A 20,949-nucleotide genomic window follows, 5' to 3' on the forward strand; every position below is an offset into this window, starting at 1 on the left:
TCTTTGTTTAATATAATAGTTCCATTTTAATTTAAAATAGTAAATACAATGACTGTTATCTATCCGTCTCCCATCTTCGGTCCTGTTCATTCCCGCCGTTTGGGAGTATCCTTAGGGATTAACTTATTGCCGGAAGATGGTAAGGTGTGTTCGTTCGACTGCATTTATTGTGAATGCGGTTTCAATGCAGACCATCGTCCCAAGAAAGCATTGCCTACCCGCGAAGAGGTACGCAATGCCCTTGAAGCCAGATTGCAGGATATGCAACAGAATGGACCTCAACCGGATGTATTGACCTTTGCCGGAAACGGTGAACCTACAGCTCATCCGCATTTCCCTGAAATCATAGAAGATACGTTGATGCTTCGTGATAAGTATTTCCCGAATGCCAAAGTCAGTGTATTGAGTAATTCTACCTTTATTCATCGCCCTGCAGTGTTTGATGCGCTGAATAAGATAGATAACAACATATTGAAACTCGATACGGTAGATGAGGATTATATTCATACTGTGGATTGTCCTACAGGGCATTATTCTGTGGGTGAAATCGTAGAACATATGAAAGCTTTTCAAGGCAACTGTATTATTCAGACTATGTTCATGAAAGGCAGTTATCAGGGGAAAGATGTGGATAATACTTCGGATAAGTACGTTCTTCCGTGGCTGGAGGTTGTGAAAGAGATAAAACCCCGTCAGGTGATGATTTATACTATTGATCGTGAAACACCTGACCATGATCTTTGTAAGGCTACTCATGAGGAACTGGACCGTATTGCTGCTTTAATTAAGGAAGAAGGTATTCCGGTTAGTGTTTCTTATTAAACTACCTATAGGTAGTGATGCAATTACCTATAGGTAAAATAAGTACAGGGTAACCGCATCTTGATTAAAACAATCGCTTTAAATAGTTTCGATTATAATCGAATTTTTAAATAAAGTCATCTAAAAATTCGATTATAATCGAAACTATTTATATTTTTGTGGAAAACTTAGCTTATGGATGATAAATGGAGTGCACTGGAAAAGTATAATCTCTGGAATGGAAATTCCTATAAATTGGGGTTAGAACGTACATCTTACATTAATAAGATTCATGCTTTTGTAGGAAATACCTTAGTAAAGGTACTTATAGGTCAACGTCGTTCCGGGAAAAGCTATATTCTAAGGCAAATAGCTTCCGGTTTGATTTCTGACTTAGGTGTTCATCCTAATAATATTCTGTATATCAATAAGGAATATTTGGAATTTGATTTCATAGACAATTATCAGGAGTTAGAAAAACTATATCAACTTTATCGTGAAAAACTTAATCCTCAGGGAAAGGTTTATTTATTCTTCGATGAAATACAGAATGTGGATGGTTGGGAGCGGTTTGTCAATTCTCATTCTCAGGATTTTGTGGAAGAATGTGAGTTGTTTATCAGCGGTTCAAACTCAAAGATGCTTTCCAGTGAACTGGCTACTTTGCTTTCCGGTCGCTACGTTGAGTTTCATATTTTCCCATATAATTATATGGAATATATTCAAGTGACGGATACAGTGGCAGGACGTTCCTCTTATTTATCTTATTTACAACGTGGAGGGCTACCGGAATTGTATAATTTGCCTGATATGGAATCCCGGAAGCAATATGTTGCTTCGGTCAAAGATACCATATTATTGCGTGATATAGTGAAACGTAAACCCATTCGTGATGTCAGACTTCTGGATGATGTTTTTATTTATTTGGTGAATAATGCATCCAATTTGTTTTCGATTCAGAATGTAATAAATTTCTTTAAATCGAAGAACCGTAAAGCATCATACGATACGTTATCAAATTACTTAAGTTATATAGAAGAAGCCTTTTTGGCTTATAAAACAGAGCGTTACAACATTAAAGGAAAAGAAGTTCTGGCGGGTAATTGCAAATATTATCTGAATGATTTGGCATTTAAGAACTTTTTATATCCGGGCTTTGCATATGGTGTAGGATATTTGTTGGAAAATGCGGTATATATCGAGCTTCGCAGGTTTGGTTTTCAAGTTTATGTGGGCACTATTCGTGATAAAGAGGTCGATTTTGTGGCTATGAAAGACGACCGTATTATTTATATTCAGGTTGCTTACATGATGGAAACGGAAGAAACAATGGAGCGTGAATACGCTTCTTTATTATCAATTGCTGATAGTTATGAGAAGTATGTTGTTTCAATGGACGAAGTTCAATTGCCTTCAAGAGAAGGTATACGTCATGTACAAGCATGGAATTTATCAGAAATATTAAAGTGATTAATTTTATAATATGCATACAATGAAACCTATTGCAATTAAAGACCTTTCAGAGAACTTCTTTGAAGTTATCGGTAAAGAATGGATGCTGGTGACGGCAGGTAATAAAGATCATTTCAATACGATGACTGCCAGTTGGGGCGGTATAGGCTTCCTATGGAACAAACCGGTGGTCTATGTCTTTATCCGTCCGGAACGTTATACGTTTGAGTTTATTCAGAAGAGTGAATACTTCACGCTCTCTTTCCTGGGAGAAGAGAACAGAGCTATCCATAAGATATGTGGAAGCAAATCGGGTAGGGAAGTAGACAAGGTAAAGGAAACGGGACTGAAACCGGTTATTACAGAAAAAGGAAATATTCTTTTTGAACAAGGCCGTCTCAGTCTGGAATGCCGTAAGCTTTATACGGATGTAATGAAAGAAGACTGTTTCATCGATCCAAGTGTTTGTAAGCAATGGTATGGTGGTGCCCATGGCGGTTTGCATCATATTTATGTAGCCGAAATTACCGGAGCATGGATGAGGGAGTAGTTATACTAATGTTCTTTATAGCCACTCCCATTTGCGCATCTCTTTTCCTGCAATTACTCAACCATTTGCTAAATGCCTCGTAATCAAGTTCTCGTGGAATGGTTTCTTTCACTTGATTATCGAGTGCTTTAGTAAAAGGTTTAGGTGAGAAGATAACATAAATTTGGTTATGCTCTTCTTCTTTGCTGCAAGTTAGAGTATATTCGTCTACTATATCGGGATGATTGACGTCGTGTTTGGGAGAAAAGAATATATATTTTTCTCCATGCTTTACCGGCTGTTGTCCGTCGCCATCCTTTCTGTAAGGAAGCAGACAGTAAGCAGTAGGGGTTTCGTCTATCAGATACACGGCAATAAAACCGTCTGTAGGAGATTGAAATGAAAGGAACATGTCATCTCCACTGCGGAATATTTCACTTTCATTTTGAACTTCAACTCCGTTTCTTAATACTTTGGCCATAAACTCAATCTGTGCACTTATAATTTCTCTGGCCTTACCACAAATAGAGCAGGTGACAACTAATGTTCCGTTTTCCTTATCAGTGTCGTAAGTGTATTTGGGTTCGCCTTTATCTTCAATCCATTCTCCTTTTACTTCCGTACCGCTAAGTGAAAAGAAGTGGCTGTCCGCTTTTCCATTATCATCTTTAACCACACTGGTATTTACTTGCGAAATTACTGTTCCAAACTCATCGGCAAGCGCTTGCAGTTTAGCACGTTCCAGTGCAATGCGCTTTGCTTCGCTCAGCGATACGTTTTCGGGTGCATAGAATGTATATTCTCCACAGACGTTTTTTACTTTTTGGGCAAATGCGGTGGTGGAGAGAATAAATATGAAAAAGATAAAAATAAATTTATGCATAGTTATCAGGTATTTCTATTTCAAATTTAAAGGTTTATGTAATAATAGCCAACTTACGTATGGTTTGTTTACCGCTTTTTGAGTATTAATTCAGCTTATTTGGCTATAAATAATGACTAATTGGTAGAAATTGATATTTGATGGGCGATGATGGAGGAAATTCTTTACAATAGGTATTATTTGAATATAAAATAACAATCCTGATAATCAAACATATACATATCCTTAATTTCTTGTCGACAAAAAGTTAAGAGTTTGTCGACAAGAAGTTAACTCTTTGTCAACAAACTCTTGACTTCTTGTATACAGAGAATTTGTTATTTTTAAAATATTTTACAAGTATATTTATGGTAAAGTCGGTTTATGGCTACACGAGCAGATATAAATAGCCTCGCATATCTTTTTCTTATTTTTTCTTCTTAGAGAAGAATTTCTTGTGCCAAGGCTGTGTTACATTATAAACTTCCATTTTCGGGGCTGGAATAATTATTTCTAAAGCTTTCAGATCTTCTTGATTAGCTTTTCTGAAATTTTTGAATGAGGCTGGAAATCCTGTGATGGTTAAAGTTCGCTCGCCAAAAGATTTTTTGGTAAAGGTAACTTGAGGCTCCAATAAAACGTCAGCTTTGTTTTCTTTGATAATATCTGCTACCAGATTGCTTTTACGTAGCTCTAATGGAGGCTGTCCGAAGTTGAAAGGTACAAAGTTCCACGTAATTTGTTTCTCCACTTTTTGCTTTACATCTAAATCAGCTACTGTGGGGTATTGATAAATACCCGATTCTACGGTCATGGTTGTAGAGGTACTTTTCTTCATGGTTGAACATGAAGTAAACAGTATGGTTACGCAAGTGAACAGTAAAATAATATTTAGTTTCATATTTGGGGCTATTTAAAAGATTCAACTTTGAAGTTCTTGTATGTAGCAGGATATCCTGTTATTGTAACGGATTTAATTTTCTTTCCAAACATACGTAATTTGAATACTGCTTCATATTGTCTTTCTACCAATATATCGGCATTTCCGTTTTCTTTTAGTGCAGCGGCAACAGCATTGCTGATGACGTGATTTAGACCGGCTTTGCGTTCTTGTTTTTTAGGATAATAGGTATAGGAGATTTTTACGTCTGAAACCTGTAGATCAGCAGTAGTTGTGCTGGTGAGTGAAGAATCTACATTCATTGTGGTTGATGTAGATGTTCTGAGTAATGAGCAAGAACTTACCGAAATGATCAGTAATAATCCTAATAAAATTTGTTTCATAATAGTGATAATTTTTAGTTTAAACAAATAGAATTTAAGTTTGATATATTAACAAAAATAAAGCAATATCTTTAATTAAGGAAAGGTTGAAATCGTTGAAAGTAACTAAACATTAGTTTTTTGAGCTTAAATGGTCAAAAAAAAGGACTATATGGTTCGCTTTTTTCATTAATGAGTATTGTAGCATTGTATCTGTATTGCAACGTCGCTATATATAGCTTGCACTACCGTTGCATATAGCTTATAGTAGTGCTGCATATGCTTTGCAGTGAAGCTGCAACAGTATTACAGCGATACTGCATCTGTCTTGCAGCGATACTGCACCTGCCTTGCAGCGATGCTAAATCATTTAGTATAGGGAGATGAAGTGACGATGACTGACTATCAACACTTATCCCGTCAATTGAAATATATCAGAATATGGGCTCCCGCTGCGATAAATATCATAAGAAAAGGCCTTTTATGCAAAAAGTAGGAAGATTATTCCATAGTTGCAAAATATGAAGTATTATTTTGACTGACAGTAGTATACATCGAAAAACGGCCTAAAATCCGGTGCTGACAAAACGTTTGTCGTCACTTATAAGCACACTGTCAGCACTACCGTCAAATGCCGATAAGCAAAGGGTTTGAGCGCTATCAGTGCTGGAGTGCTGATAACTTATTGAAAAACTATATCTACAAGCTGCAAATGCCACAGCTTATCAACTGAAATGCCACACCTTAGTAGATAAAATGAATGGCATTTGGCTTGCTGAGGTGTGGCATTGAGGATATTGAGGTGTGGCATTTGAAACGGTAACGCGTGGCATCGGGAACGAAGAAGTGCGTGAAGAAATAAAAAAACGGAGAAGCAATGCCTCTCCGTTTCTCCTAATTTAAAATTGAAGTATCTAAAATTCTACGATACAAATATACAACATCTCGAAAGAGATGTCAAGTGTTTCGGTAGTTATTTTAGTTTATCCAATATTTAGAAAGAAGCAACTGGACGAACATTAAATGCTGTTTCTTTGGTATATATGTCTGTAGAATGCTCATCTAATATGTCACCACAGACATCTAAAGATCCGTCTTTTAAAGAACCAAGCCAAGCATCATAGTGAATATCTCCTCCGCCAAAGTTCTTTATTCCTTCTGTTGAAGTCCAATAATGCCTAGAATACGAATCATATTCTTCTAAATTGATAAATAGATTATTGAATACCTTTTGTTTTGAATTATCTATCATTTTAATACCGCATGCCATCATTAATCTTCCCAATTCACCAGTTGAAGGTAGATACCAAAATCCTTTGTCACCTTTAGCAGGCGAATAAGAATAACATGCATAGCCAGCCGGATATTCTTCTGTTTTTAAGTAGGATGAATGTTGTCGTCCTGCATAATCAGTTAAGGAAAACTCAGCCCCTTTTGTGGTTGGCCAATTGTAATAATTATATGGGAGTAGATACTCTTCTGGCACATTATAATACTGGTTTTCTCCGTCAATGGGCAGGAAATATTGATCAGGTGAAATGTCTTCTGTTGCCCATGCACATTCGTAGTAATTCATTATACCTTCTATATCGACAGCAGGTCCCCATGCAAACTTACCTATATCTTCTAATGCTACAATTCTTCCATGCATAGACTCTGATAAAGATACATTTATATCTCCGTCTTTTTCTTCGCTCAAAGCAAAGACTATGCCTATGCAGGTTCTATTGGCATCATATTCCGTTGACCATAAACCGTCACTATAATAGTAATCGCCTACTTTGGCCGGAGTTACTACAATATGTGCGTCTGCCCTGTTAATCGTAATAGGATAAGTGTATTGCTGCTCTGCCTCCCATGTAGCAGCAGGCATCTTTACGATGTATTGCGAATTATCAATCGTCAATGCCAGTTCTGCCATACCTTCCGTTTCCATTGCAGCAGGTATTACGAGTATATCTACATTTTGGACAGTTTCACTACTGAGTGTGTAGTCCACATCCAATGAAATGGTACCTGCTACTTTATCTGATATTTCTCCCGTAGTAATATCCATCCAACCGGAAGTTGCAATAGTTTTATTGCTTCCAGCGTTCTGTAAACGAACTTTGGAAAGCACACCATAACCGGGATCTTCAGCACTACGTTTGATGGACAAAGTGATGCGTGCTAAGGCATGATTGAAATGGATAAATGCATCAGGAAAAGTTGCACTTGCTTCTTTTGCTGACATTCCGTAAAGATAATCTGCTTGACCCGTAACGATTGCATCGGATGTAATATCCACGTTGACCTTTTGAACTCTACAGTCATTTCTGTAAGGATAATAAGCATAGATCAAGGCAGGCGTTTCTGTTAATGATATGCTTTTTTCTAAAGTCCATTTTGTATTATTGTATGTTGCACAGACATTCGTCTGATTGCCGTTGGAGGCTAATATACCTATCTGGTCGCCACTATTGAATGTGGAAGATTCAATCACTGAACGGGTGGTAATATCGGTCGTAATGCGGAGGGAAGAACTTTTGGTATACTGTCCTTCTTCATTCTCATTGCTGCAAGCATAGAAACCTATCATACTTGCGCAAAGAAGCAGTGATGTTATTTTTAGTTTCATATATGTTATTTTTCTGATTATATATTTTATAATTATTTGCCAATTTTATTGAGATATCGTAACTCAAGGAACCAGTACAAGGCGGAAACCAACATAACCATATCTGCCGTTCATTGCTATGATTTTTCGACGAGATACTCGGCATTCGCTGGCATTGTCCGATTTGTCGATACTCCAGTAACTGCCACCACGCAAAATGGGATGAGAGCCGAGAATAAACACTTCCGGATCGACTTGTGGACCAGCACTGTACTTATCAAGCCGATCACTACACCATTCCAATACATTACCACTCATGTCATAAATGCCCAATTCATTAGGTTGCTTAGTAGCTACAGGATGGATTACATCATTACTGTTCATAGTATACCATGCTACCTCACCGAGGTTATTGCTTCCACTATACATGAAACCTTTAGATTGATCTCCACCACGAGCTGCATATTCCCATTCGGCTTCCGTGGGAAGACGGAATTCTTTTCCTGTCAGACTGTTGATCTGCTTCATAAAGTCGTCAGCAGCATCGTAATAAGCTATCCCCATTGCAGGAAGAGTAACGTCACTTGGTGGTATTCCTCCCATAACGGCTTGCCATAACCCCTGCGTTACTTCTGTTTCTCCTATATAATAGTCTCTTGTTAGGGTTACTTGATGAGCGGGTTTTTCATTATCATCAGGATTTACTTGTTCTTCTGTTGCCCCCATAGTGAATGTGCCTGCCTTTACAAGAATCATTGAAAATTGTACACCTTTCACTTCATTGGTTATTTTCTCCTTTAAATAGTTATCATCTCCTATCTCAATTCCTCCTTGTTCACTATTCTTCCATTCGCTAATCTCCGCCTGATTGATATCAAGACTACCATTCTTTATCGTCACCGTATACGTATACTGCTGTCCTGCCTTCCAGTTCGTCACCGGTACAGCAGCAGAGAGTCCATTCTCGAAACTGCTGATATTATCGCTCATATTCAGCATGATCTTTTTCCCTTCTGTATTTCCTGGAATGACAAGGAAATCAGCAACAATTTCATTGTCAGAGTTCTCAAGTGCATAATCAGAAGGCTTTGCAGTGAGATTGGAAGTTCCTGAAGGATCAAGAATTGCACCGTTTTCCAGCACATTCACGTAAGCACTTTTATCCACATTCAAGAGATTGATATAAGGAAACTTATAAGTTTTCTCATTGTCTGCCGATTTCTTAATTCTCATCGTTACGCGAGCCATGGCATGCTTGAAGTAGATATTAGCCTTGGGCTGCTCAGTATTGACATACGTCAGCCTATTGTCGCTGTCGGCGCTATATCCATATAAGTAATCCGTTTGGGTAGTGGCGTCAATGGGCATTTGCAATAAATATTCTATATTTGAATAATTTGCATTATACGGATAATAGGCATATACGGGCACATCCACACCTTCGGGCAGGTACACATTCTTACTAAGCGTACTGTTACCTTTCGAGTAATTGACGCATAAATTCACCCCATTCTCGATAATGGCCATTTCACTGCTTGTAAAGATACCATACTGGCAATCATCAACAAACTTACTACCTTCGATAATGCTACGGGTAGTCTGCACCCCGTCTACTTGTACTTCCAGCGGAACTTGTTTGCCGACAGTCGCAACTTCATCTTCGTTGCTACATGACGCAACGGACAGCATACCGCCTATCATCGTTGCCACGTAAAATATAGATTGAATTCTTTTCATTGTTTTTTCCTTTTTTAGTCGTTAACTGTGATATCGCCCCCCTCGTTATTTTCCCACTCTCTTATAGTGACATCGCCGATAGTAATTACTGCGTCATCAATGGTGACAGGATATTCGTATACCTTTCCGGCTTCCCAACTTGAAGCCGGGAAATCTACTTTGATAGAGTGACCCTCGCTCGTACTTAAGAGTAAAGAAACCGTCTTCTCTCCAAATTCGGAAGGAATCAGATTCATGAACGCTTGAGATGCCTCGTCTGTCGGAGTAATGTTGGTTTGCCGGAAATTACCATCTTCCATATAACTGCGGTTTCCAAATTCTCCTGTGGCTATGTCTAAATCTGCACCCGTAGGCAGTAAATTCTTCCCATTATCCATGATGACTACGCTTGTAATGGTAGTATTGGAATTAAAATGTTCTCCCGCCTTCACGAGCAAAATGATACGGGACAACACCTGTTTCATTTTTATGTGGGCGACAGGGTTCTTGTCGGTGATTGTTTCACTGCATCCCCACATAATCTCATCATCATATTTATATGTATCCACGCGAACAAACATATCGTCCGCTTTCTTATTTTCTATATAGGGGAAGTAAGCGCAAAGTTTAAGAGGGGTGTTGGCAGGAGGAACAATCTCTTTAGGAAGATTCCAAAGGTCTTTCTCGGTGGCAGAGTCATATTTTTTCGTGGTATACATATTGCCATAGCCACCGTATAGTGAGAATTCTCCGTTGTCCGTAATGAGGTAAGTGCCTAAGAAATCCCATGTTACATTTTCTGTTTTGCCCTCCCAATCAGTCAGCATAACAGATTCCAGCCTGATGGAGCTGTTTGTTGTGAAGGACTTCATCTCTCCCTTTACCTCATTCTTCCCATCGAAACTACGCATCATGGCTATATAATAATAGGTGGTGCCGGGGGCCAAGTTCCTCAGTAACATATTCTCGCTTTCATAAGCATCACTCATATCTTCTGAGGTGGAAATCTGGAAAATGACTCTGCCACTGGCTGTGCCATTACTTAAAATTGCGGTAATCGTGGCGCTTGTTGCTGTAATTTCTGTTGCATCTCCCGTTTGAATTGTGGGAATATTATTGGTGGGACTATCTAATTCCTGACATCCGGCCATCATGGCGCATACGCCCAATGCCATCATTAATATATATCGTATCTTTTTCATATCTTCTTTATTTATAAATTAAAAGTACATACCAACACCGAAGTTGCCCACACAATCTTTGAAACTGTTTGAATCGTTATTCAGCATTACACCTCCATTGATGAAGAATCTTTTTATTTTCAGCATCACACCGCACTCAATGACAATTCCATTATAGCTGTCAGGCTCATATTCTACAGAATTTCCATCAAATTCTTCCCAAGCTACCGTACGGTCAGAGTAGCCTGCGCCTACATAAACATGAATAGGACTCCATAGGCGAGCTATGAAACCGGCTGTGGCATTCCAATAGTTTTGTTCCATTTTGCCGGTCAGCCAATGTTGGTAGTAGTCTTCAGCTTTCATGGAACCATTGGTATCGGGCTCCTTGCTGTACACTCCTTTCACATACCAACCGATGTCCTTCACCCGTCCCAGCATCAACCCCAATGAAGGTTTAAATTCTGCATTATCAGGAATAGCCATCTGCACGCCCACCAGCCACTTATACTTGTCCGGCTTTTCCCGCCACCAGCTGCTGTCCGACATTTTGATAAGCATATCCGGTTTCACCTTCTGTTCTTTCGCCTGCATACCCACATAGTAGACTTTCACCTTTTGCGCTGGAGTTTTTGTCTCCAGTGTAAACGTACCGTCCAGCTCTGTAATGGTTGATTCAGTCCCTCCCTTGATTTCAACTTTGGCTCCCGGAATAGGGTTTCCCTTCTTGTCCGTAACAATTCCACTCACCGTGTTCTGTGCGGATAGATAAAAGCCGCCCAGCGAGAGGAAAAAGCCCAGTAATAGTAATTTCTTCATTTGTTCTGTATTTTTAGAGTTATGATTGTTCCGTTATGGCTTTAGCTTTAATTCTTTCCAGCTGCTGCTCAATGTTGCCGAAGGAGATACTGTTGGCGTTTGTACTTTCCGGTTCACTACAACCGATTGCTGTTTAACCTTCTCCGTCAGATAACTGCCTAGCTCTTCCAGCGTTGTATTCCCTTTGCTTTCCTGTAACTTCTTTAGTAAGAAGTAAGTGAATAATCCATGTCCTTTGTCTTTATAAGGAAAAGCAGTTTCATCGCCCGAGGCGGCACTGAAGATAACCATGTTTCCTTTCGGATCTTCTTTCTTCGCTTTCAATGCTACGCCACGGGCGGAAGCAAGCATACCGCCATCACGTTGTGCACCACTGAAACAAGCATCCAGAAAGACCACTACATAATTGGCGTTCAGTCCGCCCAGTTCCGTATAGAGTTTGTTGAGCGAGTAGCATCCTTCTGTCTGCTGACCGTCGGCGTCAATAGGAAGCAGGAAAGCGTCTTTAGTGGCTTCGTTGGGGATGCCGTGCCCGGCATAGTAGAACACTACTTTTATTTGTCCCGCATAAGCATTGGATATATCTTTGATATCACGCATGGCACGTAGCATCGTTCCATAGGAAGCATCGGGATAAAAACGGATATTATCTTTAGGTATTCCTAATGTCTTTTCACAGTAGCGGCTGAAGGTTTCTCCGTCGTTCAGTGCCATTGGAACTTTAGATACCATGGTATAATTCTCATTAGAAATAATGACGGCAAAGGTTTTGTCGTTGTTGGCACGTACTTCCGGTATGTTTATATCTACATCCGAACTTCCAACCTTGATTTCATTCTTTTGTATCCTTGAAGCAGGAGCAGTAGAGGCGTCTGCTTGTGCCAGTATACCATAGTCGATGGCATCGAAACGCACGTCTACCGTGGTTGCCGCATAATTTACCGCTTCCTTATTATCGTACCGGTAAGAGTTGCCGGTGGGGGTGACGAAAGTCAGACTTGCTAATGCCAACTTTCCATTGTTAATGCAAAATTGGGGATCTTTAAACTGCATTCCTTTCCAACTGCTCTCGAAGATACGGGCCTCATTATTCTCGCGGGGAACGGGAACCACCAGTTCGCCGAATTTAGATTCTACAAGGAAAGCGCGGTTGTCGGCATCGTATGGTTTCAACTCCATTTCGCTGAAGCGTATGCCCTGTGTATAAGTCCGGATATATTGTTTCTCGGCTTCCGCCAGGAGTTCTTTGACCTTGGCGTCGCGGGTGGTTTCGGTTACGCGTGCCTTATATTCGTCTACTGTTTCATAATCGTCCTTGAGCTGCCAGGTTTTTATTTTCTCTTCTACGTAGCTTTTGGCAAAAGTCTGGTATTCGGGCACTTCTTCCGCAGAGGCGGTTGCCGCAGGGGTTGCAAAGAGCAGTGAGTTGTAGTTCTTTGCCGTTGTAGAGGTTGCCGCAGGGGGCGAAGCCGGGACACCGTTATCCGAGAAAGCCATCAGTGAAGGTATGGAAGAAGCTGATACGGCATTTCCGCCCAATGAAGATATCTTATTGTTCAGGGCGCTCATTTCGCCCGAATTACCCAGACATTGGTAGGAGGTAGCCAGCGCTTCCATATATTTCAGAGAGGTGGGGTCTGATGCCAGTACGTCTTTGAAGATAGTCACGGCAGCCGAGAAGTACTCTTCGGATTGCTTTATGAGTTTTTTGGCAGCCGATGAATTCTTTTCCATGGTGCCTTTATTGTTGAAAAGCACTCCCAGATTATAATAATTCAGTCCCAGATGCTTGTATATGTCCAAGCTGCGCGGATTGGTGTTGCGCAGCGTGGTATAAACCTGCAGTGCTTTCTGGTATTCCTGCGTTTCTTCGTAGAGTTTCCCCTGGATGTTAAGCAAGGTGTTGTCGTTGGGTTTTATAATCAATGCTTTGGATACATATTTCTGCAAACCTTCATTATCCTTGAGGTCGATGCAACAGTTGATACCCATAGACAGGAGGTTGAAGTCCGAAGGATAACTGTTTATCGCTTCATCGAGCACGGTTTTGGCCAAAGTATAGTTCTTAATATTTGAGCATGCCTTTGCCATGTAGCTGAATACGCTTTTCCTGTTCTTTGGATCCCCGGTCTTCAGGTACTCTTGGAAATAGACGATTGCTTTCGCATAATCCTTCACATTGTAAGTGCCGGATGCGGCAAAATAAGCCATTGTGGCGTAGTAGTTGTCTTTCGGGAAAGACTCTGTCCGAAAGGCTTCCATCAGCGGAACATCTATATAAGCCTGCGCCATCAGCAATGCGTTTTGCTGGCTTCCCTTCTGCGAATTGTAGATGGCTCCGTTCTGAAGATACGGATGGATGTCGCGCAACGTGCTTTTGGCCTGCTCGTAGGAGGGGCTGCCGGGGGCAGCGGACTTCAGTACGGCTACATACTCTTTGTAACAGTCATACAGGGTTACGTAGAGCGTACCTTTGTCCGCATTCTCATTATTCAGGCGGACAAAATTCTTGTATTCCGTATTAGCCTTATCAAGCGATTGTGCCTGCACCGGCTGATATGCGATGCAGGAACAAACCAACAAACCAATTGACAATAACTGTTTCTTCATCATATTATAGAGATTGATTAAAATGCATCTACAAAGGTGAATGCTACGCTGATTCTTCTGTATTCGCTGCCTTTCTCTTTGGTCACCTCGATATAATAGTTATAGTCGGAATTCATTTTAGAGAAGGCCGGAATGTTTTGCAGAAGATACTCTTTTACGCCTACGGCACGGAGGAAAGCGAGCTGGTCGTTCTGGGTGATACCGCTTTCTTTGGTGACTGTGATGTTCGATAAGTCATTATCTTTATATACGGGCTCGTTCGTGTATTCTCCGTAAACTCTGTTGTAGGCTATTTTTCCGTTAATAGGGCTTGCATCGGCCATTCCGGTGATTTTCACCCGCAGCTTTTTGCCTGCCTGCACATATTGGGCGAAGTCTTTCTCGAAGGCTGTCTTCATGATGGCCAACATGGACATGGCGGCACCCGATTGGTCGGTGGCATATTTCCCCGGTCCGAAGTCCTCTTGGGCAGAGAACCCCTGTTCCACTTCGTAAGAGAAGTTGATGTTGTAGTTCATGATTTTCTTTCCGTTGGCATCTGTTTCGGAGGCAATCCCGGCATCCACTGATATTTTGGTATGGTCGGATATCGTCTTTTGTTGTTTAGCCATGTTCATGATGCTCTCCTTGATTTCCTGTAGTTTGATTTCGTCCATATTGGATTGCTGAACCAGATTGAGGGGGATGAAGTTGTCGTCGGACTTCATATAGTCGAATGACTCACGGTCCAGATTATCGTACTTGTAAGTTTTTCCGGAAGCCTTGTTGTATACGTCGGCGTAGATAAGTTCGAATTTGTCGTTCTTGGTCAGGCCGTACTTGGCGTTGCGGAATTCCAGGTCGCCGGGATTCATGAAGTCGGATACCTCTTCTGTGGGCACGTCCAGGTAGATGGTGGGCATGGTGTTGAATTCGAGTGCCAGCACATTGTCGGTGGGGTTATAGTTTCCTAAGGTTACTTCCGATTTTTCTACCAGATTGTCGGCCATGCGGGTAGCGATTTCTTGTTCAAACAGTTTCATTTGTTCGGCACGTGTCTCGTCGTTTACACGGAGGTTGTACTCTTCCAATGTTTCGCCGGGCATCATCTTCATCCAGGTGTTCATGCGGTCACTCAGTTCATCGCTCATCAGTCTGGTGTAGTTGGGCGACAGTTTGCTCATCAGCTCGTAAGTGATGGAATTTACCGTATTGTATGCCAGAAAGATTTCTCCTTTTCCGTTTTTCAGGAAACGTGCGTCTGTAATTCCGCCTTCGGCATTGTCAATGTATTCACGGTCTGTTTCGTCCATCAGGTTCAGGATGGAGATGCGGTTGTCTCCGGTGATGATGGCTATGTATTTTCCTTCCGGGTGGAAGTAGCAGTATTTGGCTGTCCCCATGGCATCGTAGCTCTGGAGGATGAAGAAGGTGCGGGTGTCATAGGTATTCAGTTTGCCGTCGGCGGTCAATACGGCAAGCAGGTTGTTGTCGGCGGAGAAGGTGAAGCAGTTGATTTTATCGTCTGCCTCAATGCTTTTGCGCAATTCTTTGGTTTGCAGGTTCCAGATGTCCAGTGTGTTGCCATTGGATGCCGCAATGAAATAGTTGTTGCTGCTGATGGCTATGTTTTCCGCAACGAAGGGTATTTCCATCTTGCTTTGCAGGGCGTATTGCCGGGTATCGAAGAACAGCAGTTCTTTGTTGTCGCCGGATATCACGAGGCTTTTGGCATCGGGCGCGTAACAGAGGGATACGGGTGTTATGTCTTCTTCGAATTCGTGTTTCACCTTGTTGGCCATCCATAAATCATACACGGTAACGCTGCTTTTCTTGCCTTTCGTCTGCACGATGGCGAAGGAAGAGCCTGCCGGATTTATCTTCATGGCAGATATCATATCGGAATTGCTCAGCACCGAATTACGCAGATTGTATGTCTTCTTTCCGTTGTAGTAATAAGTTGAAAATAGATAGTTATCTATTCCTGTCGGAGACACTTTTTGAGGATAAACATATTTTTGTCTCTCTTCATTGTTTGTGGTTTGAGCAGATAACTGGGGAAGACACAAACTGCAAAGTAAAAATAGAATAAAGTTTTTCATGTTTCATATCCCTTACTCTACTTAGTTCCAGAAGTAGTTGTTAATACTTTATGGAGGGCGTGGAACTGTTTTCATATCTGTTCATTCAATTATCGTATACTATTTTGTGTGCTGAACGGACAAAATAAAAAACGCCTTCTTTTCTGTAAGCAAATTTAGATGAATATAAATTAACAGAAAAGAGGGCTTTGGAGGAAATCAGTTCAAGTCTTTAACAACTACGCTTAACTGGTTCAAAAAAATGTTTGTACGGTATTTTTTTACAGGAAGTTCAATGCTTCCTTTATTTTGCTGTAATGGCGTCTGCTTGCCGAAATCTCCAGATGATTGAATGGAGCATAAAGTATGCAGCGCAGTGTATTGTTCTCTACAGAAGAAAGATAATCAATGTTCAGAATGTAATTCGTATTCACCCGGATGAAAGAAGGGCAGAAGTTCAATATATCCTTCGCCTTGGTACTGAGCCGCAATCTGTATTGTTCCATATTGGTCAGGGTCATTTGCCAACAGCGGGTTTCATCCGAATATTGAAAAAACAGTATTTCGGACCGTCTCAGAAGTAACAAGCGGCTGATGGTTTGAACAGCGAATTTGCAATCGTTACTTAATAACTGACGCATGGCTTGGTCAAAATTGATGGAGTTGTTGCTCTTTTCCCGCTTGATTCTTTCTACAATTTGTTTGAGTTCGTTTGTCTGATAAGGCTTCAGCAGATAGTCAAAGGCAGAAGCTCGTAATGCATCGAGCATATACTTGTCAAAAGCGCTATAGAATATGACACGCATATTATTGCGCACATACGGGCGTATCTCCTGTAAGAGTTCGATGCCGTTGATATATGGCATTTCCACGTCAAGAAACAGCAAGTCCGGTTGATATTGTATGATGCTTTTCTTTGCTTTCTGTGAAGAGGTGAACGTGTCCAGAATTTCTATTTCAGGATAGGTTTTCAAATCATCCTCTAAATTTTGGATAGAGTTGATTTCGTCGTCAACAATGATAGTTTTAATAGTATTTGCCATTATTTTAAATATTGAATTGATAATTGAAAGGGACAACCATTGTCACCAAAGTACCATGCTGGGAGGTGGAGGATGTAGCTATATTCTGGATATCGAATATGATTTTCTCAGAATTCTTGCTATTTAATAGCTCTATGGTACGGAACAAAACTTTCAATCCATTTCCTGTCCCTCGTTTTGAGTCGGCATGTTTTCCCGGATCATATCCACTGCCGTTATCCTGGATGTATATGGATAGATTTTTGATTTCATTTGAAATTTGTATGGAAAGTATATTTTCTTGTTCACATTCCTCTCCGAATGCATATTTCAGTGCATTCTCTACCGGAATCTGTATACACATGGATGGAATGAGAGTTTGCAAGGGAACTTGTCTGTCAATTTCCCATTCAATGCGTATCTTATCCGGATTGGTTTCTTTGCGGAGGGCGATGTAGTTTTTCACCAGTTCTATCTCTTCCTGAAGTTCGACAGCTATTTTTTCAGATGCCAATAGGTTTCCACGCAATACTTGTATAAGCAGCTGGAGTGGTTGTGCCAATTCCGAATATTGCTTAAATGTCGGCATCACTGCATTTAGCACATTGAATACGTAGTGCGGTGATATGCGGTTTCTTATATTCTCCATACGTAGTTGTGTGGCTAATGCCATTTGGCGGTTATATCTCTGCTCGTTTTTCCGCCGGATATAGATGAAGATTAATATTGCCAGCAAAATGGATATGACTAACAATCCTACAAAAAACATGATTGCATTCTGCTGGCGAGACAGTCGGGTTTTATCGTTGCTGATAAGGATATCTTTTTTCAATAGGGTGGTGTCCTGGCTGTAGCGGTAATCTATCTCGTTGATATTATTGATATTCCGTATATTTCTCATGGAGTCATCATATTGTTCTACTATGTTTTTGTAGTTATAAGCCTTTTCAAAGTCTTTCTTTTGGGCATAATACTCCATCAGGCGTTTGTTGTGCAGATAGATGTAGGAGGGGCCGATACGCTGTGGGCTGTAAGGTTTGGAAAGATAACGGTTGGCTGCCTCCAGTTTATTTTCGCGCAACGCTAAAGCTCCTTGAAGGCTGTTCAGATAGAATAAGACTTCCTCATTGGCAGTGGAGTCATTCATTAATACGGAACAGGATTTATCCAGATAATAATGGGCTGAGTCATGCTTTCCCAGTAACATGTAAATCTCCCCTAAATTGGCTTCTACCAATGCGTTAAATGAAGGTTGGTTGAACGGTTTTACTACCTGATAGGCTTGCTGAAAATAGGGTAAGGCCTCTGCGTACTTTTCTTCATAGTAAAGACAGTTTCCTTTTGAATTCAGAAAATGATAGTTCTCATACTCCAGGCGTTGTTCGGGTACTTGTTCGGCCAAGTCAAAGTAACGGTGTGCCAGTGTGAAGTTATGCAGGTCAGCATAAGTCTGTGCAAGCCCCATGTAAATGCTGAATTTGACATATTCGGATTTCAGCGAGTCTACCACCCATAATGCTTTTCTGTAATATTTGGAAGCTTGGACAAGCTCTCCTTTCTGGCGGTATGCGTCAGCTAGGTTTATACATATATTTTCCAGCTCCAGGCGGTCGTGTGAACGATACGTGGCATTGTAGGCATGGTGGAGGCAAGCTATGGAAGAATCTCGTTGGTTCATTCCCTGTAGTAGTGAAGAACGATGATTCCAGCACATGCCCTCTAAGGCGGATGTTTCGGGGTGTTGTTTGCAGAAAGTCAGAACCTTTTGATTGATGTGCAGAGCACTGTCCGGATATCCCTGAAGATAAAGGCAATATCCGGCAAAAAGTTCCAATTTATAGTAAGCTGCACTGTCAGATGTCTTTTTTTGTGCTTCTCTGAAGCATGTTTTCATCTTTTCCGGATAAGTGTATATCGAATCGAACTTACTGATTAGTAAAGCATCGATCTCACTTCGCACTCTTTTCCCATCTTTTTGTGAGTTACATGCCAGTAATGAAAATAGAGATATAATAATATATATGACTATTCTGCCGTATTTGTCCATTCCCATCGTCTTTGTTGTTTTGCTTTTAGGGAACAAATATAACCTTTTTTAGGGGCTTGGTAAAGATTTTGTAATAAGAATAGGGTGTAATATAGTAGTTTATATGCTTATCTGGTCGAAAAATGAGTTTATTTGGTTGTTATTTATGTCCTGTTTTTCAAAGATAGAATATGCTTATTTTTTGAATGAAAAAACGTTCCACAAATATATGAGACTACGCATATTTGTGAAACGTTAATATGTTGATAAAATCTGAGGAGAAAGTTATGCTAGAAGTGATTTTGCTCTTTCCAATGCCACATTGATATTCGGGCAGATATTCTTTTCACCCAGCAGTTCATAGAAGCCGGATTTTTCCAACGTTTTGTGCACCTTTTCATTCACACCGGAAAGTACGATTGTTGTCTTCTCCCGTTGCGCCATTTGGCAAAGATTAGTCAGGTTGTGAATACCTGTGGAATCGATGAAGGGTACTTTTCTCATACGGATAATGCGCACTTCGGGGCGATCACCCAGTCTGGACATGATTTCCTCGAACTTGGTGGCAATACCAAAGAAGTAAGGGCCGTTTATTTCATATACTTCCACACCTTTAGGGATAGACAGGTTTTCTTCATCTTCTTTACTGTTAGATTCTTCATTCAGATTAATCTCATCTTTAATAACAGAAATTTCAGTGGTTTCCATAACACGATGCATGAAGAGTACACAAGCTATGACAAGACCCACTTCAATAGCGATGGTTAAGTCGAAAATAACTGTCAGGAAGAAAGTGATCAGCAATACGGTGACGTCTGATTTCGGATTCTTCAGCAGTGCCTTGAATGTGCGCCAACCACTCATGTTATAAGAGACAATCACCAATACACCTGCCAGACAAGCCATCGGAATATATTGTGCCAGCGGCATAAGGAACAGAAGGATAAGCAAAAGCACCACTGCATGTACCATACCTGCAACAGGGGTTTTACCACCATTGTTTATATTAGCCATTGTACGTGCAATAGCACCGGTGGCAGGAATACCACCAAACAGGGGTGTTATTAGGTTGGCAGCTCCTTGTGCTATCAATTCCGTATTTGAATCATGCTTATCGCCAATAACACCATCCGCTACCGTAGCGGAAAGCAGCGATTCGATGGCTCCTAATACTGCAATGGTAATGGCTACAGGGAATAAGTCCTGAATAGCCTCCCAGTTTAGTGAAGGCATCACTGCGTCCGGCAGTTCCGCTTTGATACTGAAGCGGTCGCCAATGGTATCTATACAATTAATTCCGGCATAAGTCTTCATCAGATATACCGCTACCGTTACTACAATGATAGCAATCAGAGATCCCGGTATCTTCTTTGAGAATTTCGGGGTTATGGCAATAATTGCAATACTTACAATGCTGACAATTGTGTTCCACCAGTTGATGGTATCGAAATGCTGGAAATAGATCATCCATTTCCCGACAAAATCTCCGGGAACTTTTTCACCACCGAAACTAAGTCCGAAGATATCAGCTATCTGCGTAGTGAAGATAGTGACAGCAATACCACTGGTAAATCCCACGATGATAGGATAGGGTATAAACTTGATTACAGCACCCAACTTGAATATCCCTAACAGAATAAGAATGACTCCCGCCATTAGCGTGGCTACAATCAATCCCGCTTCTCCGTATTGCTGGATAATGCCATAAATAATAACGATAAAAGCTCCTGTAGGACCACCGATCTGTACTTTGCTACCTCCCAACATGGAGATAATGAATCCAGCAATGATTGCCGTGATAATACCTTTCTCGGGTGATACACCGGATGCAATACCAAATGCAATAGCAAGCGGGAGAGCAACGATACCTACTATGATACCGGCCATCAGGTCTGCCATGAATAATTCTTTCGAGTAGTTCTTCAAAGCCGTGAATAGCTTTGGTCTGAATTCGAACGCTTTCATAAATAATCTGTACTTTTTGTGAAACGAGGTGCAAAATTAGACAAAAT

The 20,949-nt window shown here is 40.8% G+C and carries 15 protein-coding genes; 3 read left to right on the forward strand and 12 right to left on the reverse strand.

Annotated features, from left to right (window positions below; genetic code table 11):
• Positions 1-48 precede the first annotated feature (48 nt).
• From K6V21_RS05650 to K6V21_RS05660, 3 genes are all read left to right on the forward strand, one after another.
• Positions 49-822, forward strand: coding sequence for a radical SAM protein (locus K6V21_RS05650; RefSeq protein ID WP_224321175.1), 774 nt, complete (start codon positions 49-51; stop codon positions 820-822).
• Between the two features lie 174 nt (positions 823-996).
• Positions 997-2,271: an ATP-binding protein gene (locus tag K6V21_RS05655; RefSeq protein WP_224321176.1), complete on the forward strand. Its 1,275-nt coding sequence runs from the start codon at positions 997-999 to the stop codon at positions 2,269-2,271.
• A 22-nt stretch (positions 2,272-2,293) separates the two neighbouring features.
• Positions 2,294-2,803, forward strand: coding sequence for a flavin reductase family protein (locus tag K6V21_RS05660; protein WP_224321177.1), 510 nt, complete (start codon positions 2,294-2,296; stop codon positions 2,801-2,803).
• On the opposite strand, the gene K6V21_RS05665 is transcribed toward K6V21_RS05660, so the two are convergent.
• From K6V21_RS05665 to K6V21_RS05720, 12 genes are all read right to left on the reverse strand, one after another.
• Positions 2,778-3,665, reverse strand: a complete 888-nt coding sequence (locus K6V21_RS05665; RefSeq protein ID WP_224321178.1) for a DUF4384 domain-containing protein — start codon at positions 3,663-3,665, stop codon at positions 2,778-2,780. The genes K6V21_RS05660 and K6V21_RS05665 overlap by 26 nt on opposite strands.
• Before the next feature lie 406 nt (positions 3,666-4,071).
• On the reverse strand, positions 4,072-4,545 hold the full coding sequence (locus tag K6V21_RS05670; RefSeq protein ID WP_217715785.1) for a hypothetical protein: 474 nt from the start codon (positions 4,543-4,545) through the stop codon (positions 4,072-4,074).
• An 8-nt stretch (positions 4,546-4,553) separates the two neighbouring features.
• Complete coding sequence (locus K6V21_RS05675; RefSeq protein WP_217715786.1) at positions 4,554-4,928, reverse strand: hypothetical protein; 375 nt, start codon at positions 4,926-4,928, stop codon at positions 4,554-4,556.
• Positions 4,929-5,901: 973 nt separating this feature from the next.
• Entirely contained in the window at positions 5,902-7,524 is a 1,623-nt protein-coding gene (locus K6V21_RS05680) for a fimbrillin family protein (protein WP_224321179.1), read from the reverse strand.
• Between the two features lie 63 nt (positions 7,525-7,587).
• The gene (locus K6V21_RS05685) at positions 7,588-9,240 is read right to left on the reverse strand and encodes an SUMF1/EgtB/PvdO family nonheme iron enzyme (RefSeq protein WP_224321180.1); all 1,653 of its coding nucleotides are present in this window, start codon (positions 9,238-9,240) and stop codon (positions 7,588-7,590) included.
• Between the two features lie 14 nt (positions 9,241-9,254).
• The gene (locus tag K6V21_RS05690) at positions 9,255-10,421 is read right to left on the reverse strand and encodes a fimbrillin family protein (protein WP_224321181.1); all 1,167 of its coding nucleotides are present in this window, start codon (positions 10,419-10,421) and stop codon (positions 9,255-9,257) included.
• A gap of 18 nt (positions 10,422-10,439) precedes the next feature.
• Positions 10,440-11,219, reverse strand: a complete 780-nt coding sequence (locus K6V21_RS05695; RefSeq protein ID WP_217715792.1) for a carboxypeptidase-like regulatory domain-containing protein — start codon at positions 11,217-11,219, stop codon at positions 10,440-10,442.
• Positions 11,220-11,252: 33 nt separating this feature from the next.
• Positions 11,253-13,832: a caspase family protein gene (locus K6V21_RS05700; RefSeq protein WP_224321182.1), complete on the reverse strand. Its 2,580-nt coding sequence runs from the start codon at positions 13,830-13,832 to the stop codon at positions 11,253-11,255.
• Between the two features lie 14 nt (positions 13,833-13,846).
• Positions 13,847-15,910 carry a WD40 repeat domain-containing protein gene (locus K6V21_RS05705; RefSeq protein ID WP_224321183.1) on the reverse strand — a complete coding sequence of 688 codons (2,064 nt, stop codon included), beginning with the start codon at positions 15,908-15,910 and terminating at the stop codon, positions 13,847-13,849.
• Between the two features lie 260 nt (positions 15,911-16,170).
• Positions 16,171-16,932 carry a LytR/AlgR family response regulator transcription factor gene (locus K6V21_RS05710; RefSeq protein WP_224321184.1) on the reverse strand — a complete coding sequence of 254 codons (762 nt, stop codon included), beginning with the start codon at positions 16,930-16,932 and terminating at the stop codon, positions 16,171-16,173.
• A 4-nt stretch (positions 16,933-16,936) separates the two neighbouring features.
• Positions 16,937-18,964, reverse strand: a complete 2,028-nt coding sequence (locus tag K6V21_RS05715; protein ID WP_224321185.1) for a histidine kinase — start codon at positions 18,962-18,964, stop codon at positions 16,937-16,939.
• 258 nt (positions 18,965-19,222) lie between these two features.
• Positions 19,223-20,902: a SulP family inorganic anion transporter gene (locus K6V21_RS05720; protein WP_224321186.1), complete on the reverse strand. Its 1,680-nt coding sequence runs from the start codon at positions 20,900-20,902 to the stop codon at positions 19,223-19,225.
• Positions 20,903-20,949 lie beyond the last annotated feature (47 nt).

Origin of the sequence: Bacteroides cellulosilyticus, from assembly GCF_020091405.1 — a bacterium.
Lineage (GTDB): Bacteria > Bacteroidota > Bacteroidia > Bacteroidales > Bacteroidaceae > Bacteroides.